We start from the raw sequence: 13,034 nt of genomic DNA on the forward strand, positions 1-13,034 counted from the left end.
CCGATGACCACTGTCAACGCCAACGAGATCGCCTTGGGCGTGGAGTCGTTCGGTGCCGACGACGCGCCACTCGTCCTGCTCGCGGGCGGGACGACGATGCTCTCCTGGCCCGACGCGCTGTGCGAGCGCCTCGCCGCCGGCGGGCGCCGTGTGGTGCGCTACGACCTGCGCGACAGCGGGGAGTCGACAACGACGGACCCGGAGGCCCCCGCCTATACCCTGCGCGACCTCGCCGCGGACGCGGCGGCCCTTGCAGACGCGCTCGGCGGGGGCCCCGCGCACCTCGCGGGGATCGGCGTCGGCGGGATGGTCGCCCAGGTGGCCGTGCTCGACCATCCGGGCGCGTTCTCGGCGCTCACCCTGGTCGGCACCCGCGCGGTTGCCCCTGGCCCGCCCGACGGCGACCTCCCCGACCACGACCAGGCGACGATGCGCCGGCTGTTCACGCGTCCGATGCCCGACTGGACCGACCGTGAGGCGGTGGCGGAGTTCGCCGCCGCCGGCGCGGAGATCCTCGGCGACGACCCCGTCGCCGCGCGTGCAACCGCCGTGCGCGTCTGGGACCGCACGCCCGGCACCGCACCCCCGGTCCAGATGGCGAACCAGCTGGGCATGGTGTTCTCCAGGCTCGACTGCAAGCCTCGCTGGCGCGAGCGCCTGCCCGAGATCGAGGTCCCCACGCTCGTCGTCCACGGCCGCCGCGACCGGTTCTTCCCCGTCGGCAACGGCGAGGCGATCGCGCGGGAGATCCCCGGGGCGCGGCTGCTCGTCCTCGAGGAGGCCGCCACCGCGATCCCCGCTGCGGCGGTCGGTGAGGTCACCGAGGCGGTGCTCACACTCGGATAGCGGACGGAGGGCGTCGAGGCCGCGTTCTTCACAGGTCCAGCCGGAAGGCGGCGGCATCGGCGTATCGGCGCGCTGATCCGGACTGCGGGGTGCAGCGAGCAGGTCCGATCAACTGCAGGCCAGTTGCCCGTCAGTCACCGGGCGGGACCGCTGCTGCAGACGGACCCAACGGTGCCGGTAGTTGACGGGGCTACCGGCCCGCTCGCCCGTCACCGCCCGTCCCTCAGGCCCGGGGCGAAGCTCCACCACCGGCTGGTGGACAGTGCCTCCGTCGTACTCGGCCACCTCGACCTCGGCAACCCGCCCCGCACAGAACATGGCCCGCCGAGACCGCCGACGCTCCCGAATCGCGGAGATCTCCACCACGAGCGGGACCGCCAGAACCGCCAGCCCGCCCAGCGCAGGCAGGACCCGGCTCATTTGGCTCACGAACCCGGCACGCCGTGCCGGCCGTACCGGTCCGGGGCGCTCCGCCGATGGCCGCGCACCGCCAGCACACCCAAGGCCAACGCGGCGAGCGCGCAACCGACGGACAACCGCGGGTTGTCGCGGCTCGTGGCGATCTCGGCAAGCAGCAGCAGCCCTGCCGCCAGAAACTGCTGGGCGGTGATCAAGATCTCGCCCTCCACACCGCTCAGCAGGATCGCTTCGCCGATCACCACAAAAGCCCCGGCGAGTGATGACTTCAGCCGGACACGCCCACTTCTGGGCAGGAACAGCACCACCCAGACCAGGGCCACCGTAGCGAAGGCCGGCCACGACCAATTCACGTCCTGCCCCCTTGTCCCATGGCTGGATCAACCTGCCGCGGCACTCCGGTGAGCGCGCGGCATGCGCGCATTCTCACGGCCAACAGCCGGGACCGGTCCCGCGAGCAGAGGCTCGGGAGACGGAGTCGTCGCGTCCAACCGCCGCGTCCGCGCCGTCCTCTTCCACGGTGACGGCGGTCAGCAGCAACGGTGAGTACGCGTGCGGTGACGTGATCAAGGTGCTCCGCGGGTTCGCGAGCCGGCTCGTCCTGACCGTCGTCGGCGGTCAGCCCCGCACATGCAGCCCGAAACCCGTGCGGCCTGCGGCCTCCAGACCCTCCTTCAGGTGCAGCGAGGGGATGTCGTAGTCACCGAAGTTCTGCCGCCGGAACGCGATCGGCTCGGTCGACTCCAGGGTGAGCAGGCGCCGCTCCCACGCCTTGGCGACGTCCGGGTATTCCTCGTCGGTCATCCGGTCGGTGCCGTACAGCACGAACGGCGGCAGTACCTCGATGCCCGGGTAGTAGAGGATGCCGTGGTGGATCGGGAAGAGCAGATCGTCGATGGGGCCGTTGATCCCACGAGCGGCGTAGTGCGACGCCGGGCCGCCGGCGGTCACCGACAGGAGCGCCTTCCTGCCCGCGAGGGTGCCTTCGCCGAAGCGCTCGCCGTACTTGGTGTCGCTGTGCTCGCCGACGCCGTACGCGAAGCGGTAGACGAACACCCGGTCCACCCAGCCCTTGAGGATCGCGGGCATCGTGTACCACCACAGCGGGAACTGGAAGATGATCATGTCGGCCCACAGCAGCTTCTCCTGCTCGGCGAGGACGTCCCGGGTGAGTGCCCCGGCGTCGAAGGCCCGGCCCGAGTCGAGGGCGACCTTCAGCGGACTCGAGGTGTGGGGGCCGTAGTCCGCGGCGTCCACGACCGCCTTCCAGTTCATCGCGTACAGATCGCTCACCCGTACCTCGTGCCCGGCATTCTCCAAGGTGGACACCGCGAGGTCCTTCAGCGAGCCGTTGAGCGACTTCGGCTCCGGGTGGGCGTAGACGATCAGCGTCTTCATGAGAACTCCTTCGGATCGGATGCCCTCGATCCTGGGCGCTGTGCCGCCCGGCGTGCAGGAACGCCGCTTCCGTCGGACGGGACTTCCTGGTAACGGCAGGACCACCCTTCACGGGCAACACCGAGGCCATACTGGAGAGATGGACGATCTCGCGGGCTACCTGCGGACCCGACGCTCCCGGGTCGACCCGGCGGCCGCCGGCATCCCCACCGACAACCGCCGCCGGGTCGAAGGGCTGCGCCGCGAAGAGGTCGCGCACCTGTCCGGAGTCAGCGTCGACTACTACGTACGTCTGGAGCAGGGCCGCGCGACCCAGCCCTCCGAGCAGGTCCTCGGCGCGCTCGCCCGTGTCCTCGGCCTGGACGAGACCGAACGCGGGCACCTCTACCGACTTGCCCGGCAACGCCGCCGCCGTGCGAAGGCACCCGGCGGCCGGGTCCGGCCGGAACTGCTGCGTGTCCTCGACCTGGTCGCCGACGCACCCGCGCTGATCATGAACCACCGCCTGGACGTGCTCGCGGGGAACCGCCTCGCCGGGTTCCTCTACGGCCGGCCGATGCCGGGTCTGAACACGGCCCGGCACATCTTCTGCGAGGAGGCCGAGCGCGGCCTGTACGCGGACTGGGAGACCTGCACCCTCGACGTGGTCGGGCATTTGCGCCTGGCCGCCGGCAAATACCCCGAGGACCCCCACCTGGCGTCGCTCATCGGCGAGTTGGCGATGGGCAGCGAGCGTTTCCGTCGCCTGTGGGCCCGCGCCGACGTGCGCGCCCGCACACATGGCCGCAAGGCGTACCGGCACCCGCTGGTCGGACTGCTCGAACTGCACCAGGAGAACTTCGCGTTACCGGACGAGTCAGGCCTGGAGCTGCTGGTGCTGTCCGCGCCCCCCAACAGCCCCGCCGAGGACGGACTGCGCCTGCTCGCGGGCCTGGGCTCGGACGGCGGTGACGAGCAGTCACGGTGAACGCCAGGATCCGCGAGTAGCTCGACGACGCCTCCCGCTCGGCGAGCGACGGGGTGTCCGCGCGGCCCGACTCGCCCTCTCACCCGCGCCGGACATCGGGCGGATGTACTCGGCCCGGCGTCCGGTCGGCAGCATGCTGGAGCCGGTACCGGAGCCGCTGAGGAGGTTGCATGGACTGGCTGATCTCGGCGATCGGCGGGGCGGTGGTGGTGATCATTCTGCGGGATGTGTTCCACACGCTGTGGCATCCGACCCGCCACGGGGGACTGAGCCGGCTGGTGATGACAACGCTGTGGCGGCTGTCCTCCCGCGGCCGTCGGAAACGGCGGGCCGCCGGCGTCGCCGGACCGCTCGGCATGGCCCTCGTGGTGGCGATGTGGGCGCTGGGGGTGGCCGTGGGCTGGGCGGTGATGTACTGGCCGCACATGCCGGAGGCGTTCGTCTTCTCCAGCGCCCTGGAACCGACCGAGCACTCCCAGCCGGTGGACGCCCTCTACGTCTCCCTGGTGATCGTGGGCACCCTCGGCCTCGGCGACATCGCACCCGCGGCGGAGTGGCTGCGGGTCGTGGCGCCCTTGGAGGCGCTGGTCGGTCTCGCTCTGCTGACCGCCACCGTCTCATGGGTGCTCGGTGTCTTCCCCGCGCTCGCACGGCGCCGGACCCTGGCGCTGCGCATCTGCCATCTGCGCCGCGCCGGAGTGGCCGACGAGCAACTGGACTGCGACACGGGGGCGACGGTGCTGGACGCGCTGGCCGCCGACATCGCCCGTGTGAGCGTGGACTTCGCCCAGTACCCGGAGTCGTACTACTTCTACGACGGGACCGGCGACACCTCCCTCGCGCGGAGCATCGGCTACGCCGCCGAACTCGCCGAGCGAATGGGGCGGGCCAAGCACCCTGGCGCCCGGATCGCGTCCTCCGTGCTCGGCGCCGCACTCGACGACCTCGCCTCGGTGCTCGACGAGCGCTTCCTGCGGACCGGGAAGACCCGGCCGGAGATCCTCGGCGTCTACGCCCGCGACCACGGCGGCGGGATGTAGGGCCTGCCGGCAGAGGGCGATCGGCACCTCCGAAACGGCGGACGGCGGGCCCGAAACGCGGCAGGATGGCCGGCATGACGTTGCCTGCCCTCCCCGAGGAGTCCTTCCAGCGCGTGCTCTGCGTCGTCGCGCACCCCGACGACATGGAGTACGGCACGTCCGCGGCCGTCGCTCGCTGGACCAAGCGCGGCATCGAGGTCGGCTACCTCCTGCTCACCCGCGGCGAGGCCGGTATGCCGAACCCTCCCGAGGAGACGGCACGCCTGCGCGTCGCCGAGCAGCAGGCCGCCTGCGCCGTCGTCGGCGTCGAGCACCTGACCGTCCTCGAACATCCGGACGGCGTGCTCGTCTACGGCCTCGACCTGCGCCGGGACATCTGCCGGGAGATCCGCCGGTTCAAGCCCGACGTCGTGCTCGGCGCCGGTTACGAGGTCGAGACGCCGTACGGATTCGACCAGGCCGACCACCGCGCGGCCGGGCTCGCGACGCTCGACGCGGTGCGCGACGCGGGCAACCGGTGGGTCTTCCCGGAGCAGATCGACGACGAGGACCTTGAACCGCACTCCGTGCGCTGGCTCATCGTCCCCGGACTCGCCGGCTCCGGCGCGACCCACGGCGTCGAGGTCACGGGCGAGCCGCTGCGCCGCGGCGTCGCCTCGCTCGAGGCACACGCCGCGTACCTGGCCGCGCTCCCGGGCCACCCCGCGCCTGAGGACTTCATCCCGAAGTTCACCGCGATGAACGGCAAAGCCATGGGCGTCGAGCACGCGGTCCTGTTCCGCGCCCACGACCTGCAGGCACCACCGGCGTTCGTCACCGAAGCCCTGCAGGACTGACTCGGGGCCACCCGGTGACGAACCGCCCGTCAGCGGCAGGGGCCTGGAGATTCTTGAACCACGCCGGATCGTCGTCGGGCACCCCCTTTGGCCTCGACCGCCGCTTCGCCCCCAATTCCTCCTGAAGGCCTGGACGCAGCCAGGAGCGGCGCGCTCCCCCCGAGGCGAGCACCGCTCAGTAGCCCTGGTCGATCGCCTTCTCCCGCATCAGTTTCTCCAGCTCCGTGTCCGACAGCGGGTGGAGCGTGTTCAGCAGGCGGCGCAGACCGGGTTCGTCGAGGTACTGGCTGCTGACCGCGACCTCCGCGTCCCGGTGGCGGCGGACGAGGGTGACGTCGCGGGCGCCGCCTGGGAGGCTGCGGATCATACGCATCTCACCGTGCACGTCCACCGTGCAGGTCACGCCATCCTCCAGGAACTCGGGGCATCGCAGTGCGGGCGTGAGCGGCGGGCGTGCCGTCAGACCCACGTGCCCCAACTCGTACCCCGCCCGGATGGGGCCGTAGTCGACGCTGAAGTAGGCGGGCCCGACCACGGCACGGGATACCCGCATCCCCGGCGGGGCGGCGGCCAAGTACAACAGCTCCGAACGCTCCCGGTACCGCGCGACCTCCGCCGCGTGCCGACGCTGCTCCGCCTGCGCCGGGCCGACAAAGCCCCCGTAGACCACGCCGGCCGCCAGCACGGCCCCCGCCCCCAGCCGCACCCACCGGCTCGGCACGAAGAACGCCGCGGCCACGGCGTACGGCGCCCCCGTCAGCGCGATTCGGGTGCCGCCGCTCCCCAGGTCGACGTCCCCACCGTAGACGGCCAGGCCCGCCAGGACGCCGAGCGTGCCCAGAACGAAGACCAGGGCCGCCCAGCCGAGTCGGCGCGAAACGGAGCCGCACAGCGGCACCACGGTCCGCGCCGGTATGCCCGCCATGGCCAGCAGACCCACCACCAGCGGCACACCCAACGCGAAGGCCGACAACGCCGCCCCGGCCCCACCGCCCCAGCCCGACACCAGCAACCCGAAGCCGAGCACCGGCACCGCGGCCGTCATCGTCGCCCAGACCAGGAAGAGATGCAGAACCGTCAGCGCTCTTCTGCCGCTCGTCATGCCCGCAGCCTGCCGGACCACGCACGCTGGGAGGCCCTTCACCCCGAATTTCTCCCCCACGCCTCAAGTCCTGCGAACGCATGTGTCATACTCGGGCGCCGATCATGGCAAGAAACGACCGGGGGGCCGTGTGAACGCCGTCTCTCTGGACGCACCCTATCTGGACACGGATGCGGATCAACTCTGCTTCTCGCTGGACCTGACGGAGCGTCCAGCGCTAGCAGAACGTGTGGTGTCGCTCGGCGGGCTGGACGTGCGGCTGCGACTGCTCGGGGCCTCGCACCAGGTCTTCGCCGGTCCCGTGCGGGAGACGGTGGCCTGTCTGCAAGGAGCGGTGAGGGGTCTGCCCGAGACGTGCACCCGTCATCTGCCGGGCTGGGTCTACGACTTCGGCGCCACCACCCGCCGACTGACTCCCGAGGAGTTCGGTGCCGAGGTGGCGCGGGTCCTCGGCCTGGCCACCGACGCCGGGCACAGCCTGTGCGGAGTCTTCCCCGGTTCGCCGGAGGCGGTCACCGCGGTGGTCGTCGAGACGGCCGAGGGACCGCACGGCACCGGGCTGCTCTGGCGCACCTGGCACACGTATCCGCAGAACGGCCAGATCGTATCGACGTACAGCCGGCTGGAGGCCCGATGAACAGCGCCCGACTCGTCCGCGCAGCGGTGGCGGCCGTGCTGGCCGCGACCCTGCTCACCGCCTGCTCCAGCGACGGGGACGACAACGCGGTCCCGCGCGACTGGATCAGGAAGACGTACACCGCGACCGGGGTGGACTGGCTCGACCCGGACAGCACCCCGAGCGAGGTCGCCCAGGCGATCCACGCCGAACGGACGGCCCTGGACCGTGCCTCCGGCGACCGCACGGAGTTCCTGCGCTACGGCGACGACATGGTCACCGTCTCGCCGCACCGGAGCGGCAGCCTGATCGAGATCGAGGACTACCGCAACGGCTACCGCCGCCACAAGCAGCACCTCACCTACTGGCCGGACCCGAACAGCGCCAGCTTCCGCGGCGGCGGCCCCGGCGAGGGCAAGTAACGCCCGTGACCGGCCGGATCATCACCCGACGCATCCCGCACTCCTCCCGCACAGCACCTGATCACGCCCCGACCCCGCCCCCAAGAAAGGCAACGCAGTGACCGAGATCTTCGAGTCGACCGGCCAGGCCCTGCTCTACGGAGTCGTGGGCCTCGTCGTGATGGCCGTCGGCTTCATCGCCCTCGACCTCGTCACGCCGGGCAAGCTGTACCACGTGGTATGGACCGACCGGAACCGTGGCGCGGCCGTCCTGCTGGGCAGCCAGTCCGTCGCCGTGGGCCTGGTCATCATGAAGGCCATCGAGGCGAGCGAGTCCGAGCAGGGCCTCGGCTACGGCCTGATCAGCACGCTGCTGTACGGACTGGCCGGGGTGCTGGTGATGACCGTCGTCGGCATCGTGATCGGCGTGTTCACGCCGGGCCAGATGGGCGCGGTCGTCCTCGACGACCAGGACGGCCGCCCGCACCCCGCCGCCTGGGTCCAGGCCGGCATGTACCTGGGCACCGGGTTCATGGTCGGCGCGGCCATCTCGTAAGGCGCCCTCGGTGAGCGCCACCCTGCAAGGCCGCGACAGCACCGCGGCACCCTCTAGCCCCCCGGTCGTCCGGCACACCCGGGGGGCCCGTTTCCTGCTGCTCTTCGCCGTCTTCCTCTGCGCGGCCTGTGGCCTCGTGTACGAGCTGGCCCTGACCGCGCTGGGCAGCTATCTCATCGGCAACTCGGTGCTCCAGACCTCCGTGGTGATCTCCGTGATGGTGTGCGCCATGGGGCTCGGCTCGCTCGCCGCCAAACCCCTGCGCCGCCGCGCGGTGGGCGCGTTCGCGCTCGTGGAGGGCGTGCTGGCGCTGGTCGGCGGGCTGTCGGTGCTGGTGCTGTACGCGGCGTTCGCCTGGCTCCAGCTGTACACCCCGGCGATGATCGTGGTCGCGGTGGCCGTCGGCCTGCTGATCGGCGCCGAGATCCCGCTGCTGATGACCCTGCTCCAGCGGATCCGGCGGCAGGAGGCGGGCAGCGCGGTCGCCGACATGTTCGCCGTCGACTACATCGGAGCGCTGGTCGGCGGCCTGGGCTTCCCGCTGTGGCTCCTGCCGACGTTCGGCCAGCTGAAGGGCACGCTGGTGGTCGGCGCGGTCAACGCGGTGGCCGGTGTCATCGTGGTGGTGTTCATCTTCCGTCGGCAGATCCGGCGCTGGGTGCAGGGCGCCCTGCTGGCCGGGGTCACCGCGGTACTGGCCGTGCTCGGTACGACGTACGCGCTCGCGGACGACCTGGAGGTGACCGCGCGCCAGCAGATGTACCGGGACCCGATCGTCCACGCGGAGACGACGCCGTACCAGGAGATCGTCGTCACCCGCTCCACCGCCTTCACCGGCGAACCGGACATCCGGCTCTTCCTCAACGGCGACCTCCAGTTCAGCTCCGTCGACGAGTACCGCTACCACGAATCCCTCGTCCACCCCGCGCTCGCGGGCCCCCGCGCCAACGTGCTGATCATGGGCGGCGGCGACGGGCTCGCCCTGCGCGAGGTGCTGCGCTACGACGACGTACGGCACGTCACCCTGGTGGAACTGGACCCGGCGATGACCCGGCTCGCGCGCGATTTCCGGCTCCTGCGCGACCTCAACGACAAGGCGCTGGAAGACCCGAGGGTCGAGGTGGTCAACGCCGACGCCTTCAACTGGCTGCGCGGCGCCCGGCAGCGGTACGACGCGGTCGTCATCGACTTCCCCGACCCGGACACGGCGGCGCTGGCCAAGCTGTACTCGGTGGAGTTCTACCATCTGCTCGGCCAGGTCCTGACGCCGCAGAGCAGGGTGATGGTGCAGAGCGGGTCGCCGTTCTTCGCGCCGAAGACGTACTGGTCGATCGCGAAGACGATCGAGACGGCGGGCTACTCGACCTCCGAGTTCCAGGTCGACGTACCGAGCTTCGGCAACTGGGGTTTCGTCCTGGCCGGCCCGGGCGGCGGTACGTCCCCACCGCTGCGGCTGGCATCGGGTGCGCCGCGACTGCGCTACCTGGACGAGGCGGTCCTGAAGGCCGCCGCGGTGTTCCCCGTGGACCGCCGCCGCCAGGACGTACGGCCGAGCACGCTGATGGACCCGGCCGTGCTGGAGTACGTGCTCGACGAGTGGGAGAACTACTGACCGCCTGCGGGCGAGATTCTTTGCGTGTGGGCAGGGACGGGCTCAGTAAGATCAGACCATGAGCGTCGAGGTGCAGATCGTCCGCGAGGCGAGTGACGAGGTGGTTGGAGCACTCGCCAGTCTGCTCCCTCAGCTTTCGACGTCGGCCGGCCCCGTGGACCATGAATCGGTTGCGCGGCTGCTGAGCAGTGACGCGAACACACTGCTCCTCGCTTTCGTCGAGGGCAGCGCGGTCGGCATGCTGACCTTGATCATGTTTCCGTTGCCGTCCGGTCTGCGAGCGCGCATCGAAGATGTCGTGGTCGATGAGGCGGTCCGGGGCCACGGCGTTGGCGCGGCCCTGACCGAGGAAGCGCTGCGACTGGCGCGGACAGCGGGTGCTCGAACCGTCGACCTCACATCTCGTCCATCCCGGCAGGCCGCGAACCGGCTGTACGAGCGCCTCGGATTCGAGGCCCGCGACTCCACGCTCTATCGCTTCGCCGTACAGGCATAAGCAGACAAACCCGATCATTTTCCGGCCCGTCGGCAACACCACGCCCTCAGGAGGCCGCACGTTCCTGAAGCAGCGTGCGCTCCGCGGGGTTGGTGGTCAGTTCGAGGGCGAGACGGTCCGCGGTGCGGGCCTCGTCGGGGCGGTCGAGTGCGCGCAGCAGGTCGGCGCGGGTGGCGTGGAACAGGTAGTAGTGGTCGAGCTCCGGGGCCAGGTCGTCCACCTCGACCAGGGCGGCGCGCGGGCCCCGGGTGTAGCGGAGGGCGACCGCGCGGTGGAGGCGCGTGACCGGCGACGGGGCGAGGTGCAGCAGCATGTCGTACAGCAGCACGATCTGCTCCCAGTCGGTGTCCGCCCAGCGCGGCGCCTCCGCGTGACAGGCGACGATCGCGGCCTGGAGCTGGTACGGGCCCGGGCGCTGCCGCCTGATGGCACGGGTCAGCAGCGCCGCGGCCGCCGCGATCGCCTCGTGGTCCCACAGGGAGCGGTCCTGGTCCTCGAGCCGCACGAGGGTGCCCTCGGGGGTGAAGCGGGCGGCCGTCCGGGCCCGGTGCAGCCGGATCAGCGCCAGCAGCCCGGCCACCTCGGGCTCGGTCGGCATCAGCCGGTCGAGCAGCGCCGCCAGCCACTCGGCGTCGTCGGCGAGGTCGTGCGACTGAGCCTGTCCGGCGGTGGAGAGGTAGCCCTCGTTGAACAGCAGGTAGATGACCGCGAGGACCTGGGAGAGGCGACCGGCCAGCTCTTCGTGGTCGGGTACGCGGTACGGGATCCCCGCCCTGGTGATCTTCTGCTTGGCCCGCGTGATGCGCTGCGCCACCGTCGACTCCCGTACCAGGAAGGCGCGGGCGATCTGCGCGGTGGTCAGACCGCACACCACCCGAAGGGTGAGGGCGATCTGCGCCTCCTGCGTCAGCGCGGGGTGGCAGCAGGTGAAGATCAGCCGCAGTCGTTCGTCCGGTTCCGAGGTCTCGCCGTCGTCCGGTGGCCACCGCAGCCGCGCGAGCTTGCGCCGGTAGTTCTCCTGGCGCCGCAGCAGGTCCAGGCCGCGCCGCCGGGCCACCGTGAACAGCCAGGCGTCGGGCCGCTCCGGGATGCCCTCCTGCGGCCAGCGCTTCAGCGCCACCAGTACCGCGTCCTGCACCAGGTCCTCGGCGGTGGAGAAGTCGCCGGTCACCTGGATCAGCGAGGCGGCCAGCCGGCCCGCGTGCTCCCGGACCACGCGCGCCAGCCGGTCGTGCGACTCAGCCGTCCCGTACGGCGATGAGGTCACCGCCGCTCACTCCATCGGGCCGGTCTCCACCGGGCGGATCTCGACCACCGGACAGCCGGGCCACGTCCGCACCATCCGCAGGGCCTCGTCGAGGTCGGCGACGTCGATCTCGGTGTATCCGCTGACGACCTCCTTGCCCTCGACGAACGGCCCGTCGACCACGACCGGCTCCCCAGCCCCCAGCCGTACGGTCGTCGCCGTCTCCGGATCCCGCAGCTTCTGCCCACCCGTGATCCGGCCGGCGTGGGCGGCGAACCACTCGTTGACCCGCTCGAACGCCCGCGCCCGCTCGGCCGGTCCCATCGCCCGGAACTCGGCGGCGAACTCCTCGGTCTCGACGAACAACAGCACGTACTTCACGACTGGCCTCCCTGTCCCATCATGGCCGCCATCCGCCGCTGCGCCTCCTGCGGCGTCACGTCCTCCACATGCGTGGCCACCGTCCAGCAGTGCCCGTACGGGTCGACTACCGTCCCGTCCCGGTCGCCGTAGAACTGATCCTCCGGCGCCCGCTTCAGCGTCGCCCCAAGCTCCACGGCACGAGCGACGACCGCGTCCACGTCCTCGACGTAGAGGAACAGGAACGTGGGGCTGCCGGGCAGGCCTCCGGCGGGCGGAGCCTCGGTCCCCAGCATGGGCGAGGCGTCCTCGACGATGACGACCGAGTCCCCGATCTCGATCTCGGCGTGCGCGACGGTCCCGCCCGGACCCGGGAACCGCATCCGCTCGGTGGCCCCGAACACCTCACGATAGAACTCGAGCGCCTTGGCGGCGCCCTGGACGACCAGACACGGGGTGACCCGGCGATAGGCGTCGGGAATCGGCTTCGGCCCGTTTGACGATGACATGGCTCGCCTCCTTGTGGCTCCTGTGCAGGGCGGGAATGCCCTGCTACTGCCCTGCTACCAAGAAGACGATCGGCGGACCGTCGGATACGACAGCCACACCGATCGGATTCCCGGATTTCCGCGTGCGTCGCCGAGGGTGAGGGCCGGCTGCGAGGCGACCAGCGGCCCGGCCTGCATGGCGTGCTCCAGCAGGAGCAGCGCGCACACGCCGGTCGCCGCGAACCCGTACGCCGGAACGCGGCGGCGGCGAGGGCCACGGCCAGCCCCAGGCACACGACGAGCGCGGGAATCCAGCGATCAAGGGCCACATGCGTGCGGTTGCCGGTCGGCGCGGCGGCGGCGAGCGCGACCGCCAGCCCCGCCACCACCCCCGCCACGGCCAGCCAGCCCGTGCCCGGCGGATGCCGGTGCATCAGCACGGAGGCGACGATCACCGTGAGCATGCCGGCCAGCCAGACGGGCCGTCGCAGCAGATCGAGCAGCAGCCCGGCCCGGAACCCCTGCGAGCGCGGGACGGTGAGCGCCGCCTTGCGCTGCAGCACGGTCGCCACGGCGTTGCTCAAGGCCGCGCAGAGCGCGAAGACGACGGAGAGCGGGGTGTGCAGCGCGGGTCACCTCCCGGACCGGCGGGC

At 71.3% G+C, this 13,034-nt stretch carries 15 protein-coding genes and 1 pseudogene; 9 read left to right on the plus strand and 7 right to left on the minus strand.

Annotation, left to right across the window (positions count from 1 at the left end):
- Window positions 1-3 precede the first annotated feature (3 nt).
- Complete coding sequence (locus IM697_RS21450; protein WP_194049318.1) at window positions 4-846, plus strand: alpha/beta fold hydrolase; 843 nt, start codon at window positions 4-6, stop codon at window positions 844-846.
- Between the two features lie 425 nt (window positions 847-1,271).
- Here IM697_RS21450 and IM697_RS21455 read toward each other — a convergent pair whose 3' ends face one another.
- Window positions 1,272-1,571: a hypothetical protein gene (locus IM697_RS21455; RefSeq protein WP_194049319.1), complete on the minus strand. Its 300-nt coding sequence runs from the start codon at window positions 1,569-1,571 to the stop codon at window positions 1,272-1,274.
- Between the two features lie 310 nt (window positions 1,572-1,881).
- On the minus strand, window positions 1,882-2,661 hold the full coding sequence (locus IM697_RS21460; RefSeq protein ID WP_194049320.1) for an NAD(P)H-dependent oxidoreductase: 780 nt from the start codon (window positions 2,659-2,661) through the stop codon (window positions 1,882-1,884).
- A 139-nt stretch (window positions 2,662-2,800) separates the two neighbouring features.
- Between IM697_RS21460 and IM697_RS21465 the strand changes: the two genes are divergently transcribed.
- From IM697_RS21465 to IM697_RS21475, 3 genes are all read left to right on the plus strand, one after another.
- Window positions 2,801-3,628, plus strand: a complete 828-nt coding sequence (locus tag IM697_RS21465; RefSeq protein WP_194049321.1) for a helix-turn-helix transcriptional regulator — start codon at window positions 2,801-2,803, stop codon at window positions 3,626-3,628.
- Between the two features lie 170 nt (window positions 3,629-3,798).
- The gene (locus IM697_RS21470) at window positions 3,799-4,668 is read left to right on the plus strand and encodes a potassium channel family protein (RefSeq protein WP_194049322.1); all 870 of its coding nucleotides are present in this window, start codon (window positions 3,799-3,801) and stop codon (window positions 4,666-4,668) included.
- A 74-nt stretch (window positions 4,669-4,742) separates the two neighbouring features.
- Window positions 4,743-5,504 carry a PIG-L deacetylase family protein gene (locus tag IM697_RS21475; RefSeq protein ID WP_194049323.1) on the plus strand — a complete coding sequence of 254 codons (762 nt, stop codon included), beginning with the start codon at window positions 4,743-4,745 and terminating at the stop codon, window positions 5,502-5,504.
- A 175-nt stretch (window positions 5,505-5,679) separates the two neighbouring features.
- On the opposite strand, the gene IM697_RS21480 is transcribed toward IM697_RS21475, so the two are convergent.
- Window positions 5,680-6,606, minus strand: coding sequence for a hypothetical protein (locus IM697_RS21480; protein WP_194049324.1), 927 nt, complete (start codon window positions 6,604-6,606; stop codon window positions 5,680-5,682).
- A 130-nt stretch (window positions 6,607-6,736) separates the two neighbouring features.
- Between IM697_RS21480 and IM697_RS21485 the strand changes: the two genes are divergently transcribed.
- The 5 genes from IM697_RS21485 (at window position 6,737) to IM697_RS21505 (ending at window position 10,287) form a co-directional block, all read left to right on the plus strand.
- Entirely contained in the window at window positions 6,737-7,243 is a 507-nt protein-coding gene (locus IM697_RS21485) for a DUF2617 family protein (RefSeq protein ID WP_194049325.1), read from the plus strand.
- The gene (locus IM697_RS21490) at window positions 7,240-7,644 is read left to right on the plus strand and encodes a DUF4247 domain-containing protein (protein ID WP_194049326.1); all 405 of its coding nucleotides are present in this window, start codon (window positions 7,240-7,242) and stop codon (window positions 7,642-7,644) included. The genes IM697_RS21485 and IM697_RS21490 overlap by 4 nt, the downstream gene beginning before the upstream one ends.
- A gap of 97 nt (window positions 7,645-7,741) precedes the next feature.
- Window positions 7,742-8,179 carry a DUF350 domain-containing protein gene (locus IM697_RS21495; protein ID WP_149827539.1) on the plus strand — a complete coding sequence of 146 codons (438 nt, stop codon included), beginning with the start codon at window positions 7,742-7,744 and terminating at the stop codon, window positions 8,177-8,179.
- Window positions 8,180-8,201: 22 nt separating this feature from the next.
- Window positions 8,202-9,791: a polyamine aminopropyltransferase gene (locus tag IM697_RS21500; protein ID WP_407699656.1), complete on the plus strand. Its 1,590-nt coding sequence runs from the start codon at window positions 8,202-8,204 to the stop codon at window positions 9,789-9,791.
- A gap of 58 nt (window positions 9,792-9,849) precedes the next feature.
- Complete coding sequence (locus tag IM697_RS21505; RefSeq protein ID WP_194049328.1) at window positions 9,850-10,287, plus strand: GNAT family N-acetyltransferase; 438 nt, start codon at window positions 9,850-9,852, stop codon at window positions 10,285-10,287.
- A gap of 46 nt (window positions 10,288-10,333) precedes the next feature.
- Here the strand turns inward: IM697_RS21505 and IM697_RS21510 are convergent, their stop codons facing one another.
- The 4 genes and pseudogenes from IM697_RS21510 to IM697_RS44700 all read right to left on the minus strand — a co-directional run.
- A complete protein-coding gene (locus tag IM697_RS21510) occupies window positions 10,334-11,554 on the minus strand; it encodes an RNA polymerase sigma factor (protein ID WP_194049329.1) in 1,221 nt (406 codons plus the stop codon).
- A 6-nt stretch (window positions 11,555-11,560) separates the two neighbouring features.
- On the minus strand, window positions 11,561-11,914 hold the full coding sequence (locus IM697_RS21515; protein ID WP_194049330.1) for a YciI family protein: 354 nt from the start codon (window positions 11,912-11,914) through the stop codon (window positions 11,561-11,563).
- Window positions 11,911-12,402, minus strand: coding sequence for a VOC family protein (locus IM697_RS21520; RefSeq protein ID WP_194049331.1), 492 nt, complete (start codon window positions 12,400-12,402; stop codon window positions 11,911-11,913). Before IM697_RS21520 ends, IM697_RS21515 begins: the two co-directional genes overlap by 4 nt.
- 123 nt (window positions 12,403-12,525) lie before the next feature.
- Window positions 12,526-13,007: pseudogene (locus IM697_RS44700) on the minus strand (DMT family transporter); the annotation flags it as partial.
- Between the last annotated feature and the right edge of the window lie 27 nt (window positions 13,008-13,034).

It is taken from the genome of Streptomyces ferrugineus (assembly GCF_015160855.1).
Classification (GTDB): domain Bacteria; phylum Actinomycetota; class Actinomycetes; order Streptomycetales; family Streptomycetaceae; genus Streptomyces; species Streptomyces ferrugineus.

Bases quoted from the DNA above. Each gene is read 5' to 3' on its own strand.
- IM697_RS21450 (WP_194049318.1), top strand. From the start codon at position 4: ATGACCACTGTCAACGCCAACGAGATCGCCTTGGGCGTGGAGTCGTTC.
- IM697_RS21505 (WP_194049328.1), top strand. From the start codon at position 9,850: ATGAGCGTCGAGGTGCAGATCGTCCGCGAGGCGAGTGACGAGGTGGTT.
- IM697_RS21470 (WP_194049322.1), top strand. From the start codon at position 3,799: ATGGACTGGCTGATCTCGGCGATCGGCGGGGCGGTGGTGGTGATCATT.
- IM697_RS21465 (WP_194049321.1), top strand. From the start codon at position 2,801: ATGGACGATCTCGCGGGCTACCTGCGGACCCGACGCTCCCGGGTCGAC.
- IM697_RS21475 (WP_194049323.1), top strand. From the start codon at position 4,743: ATGACGTTGCCTGCCCTCCCCGAGGAGTCCTTCCAGCGCGTGCTCTGC.
- IM697_RS21480 (WP_194049324.1), bottom strand. From the start codon at position 6,606: ATGACGAGCGGCAGAAGAGCGCTGACGGTTCTGCATCTCTTCCTGGTC.
- IM697_RS21490 (WP_194049326.1), top strand. From the start codon at position 7,240: ATGAACAGCGCCCGACTCGTCCGCGCAGCGGTGGCGGCCGTGCTGGCC.
- IM697_RS21460 (WP_194049320.1), bottom strand. From the start codon at position 2,661: ATGAAGACGCTGATCGTCTACGCCCACCCGGAGCCGAAGTCGCTCAAC.
- IM697_RS21520 (WP_194049331.1), bottom strand. From the start codon at position 12,402: ATGTCATCGTCAAACGGGCCGAAGCCGATTCCCGACGCCTATCGCCGG.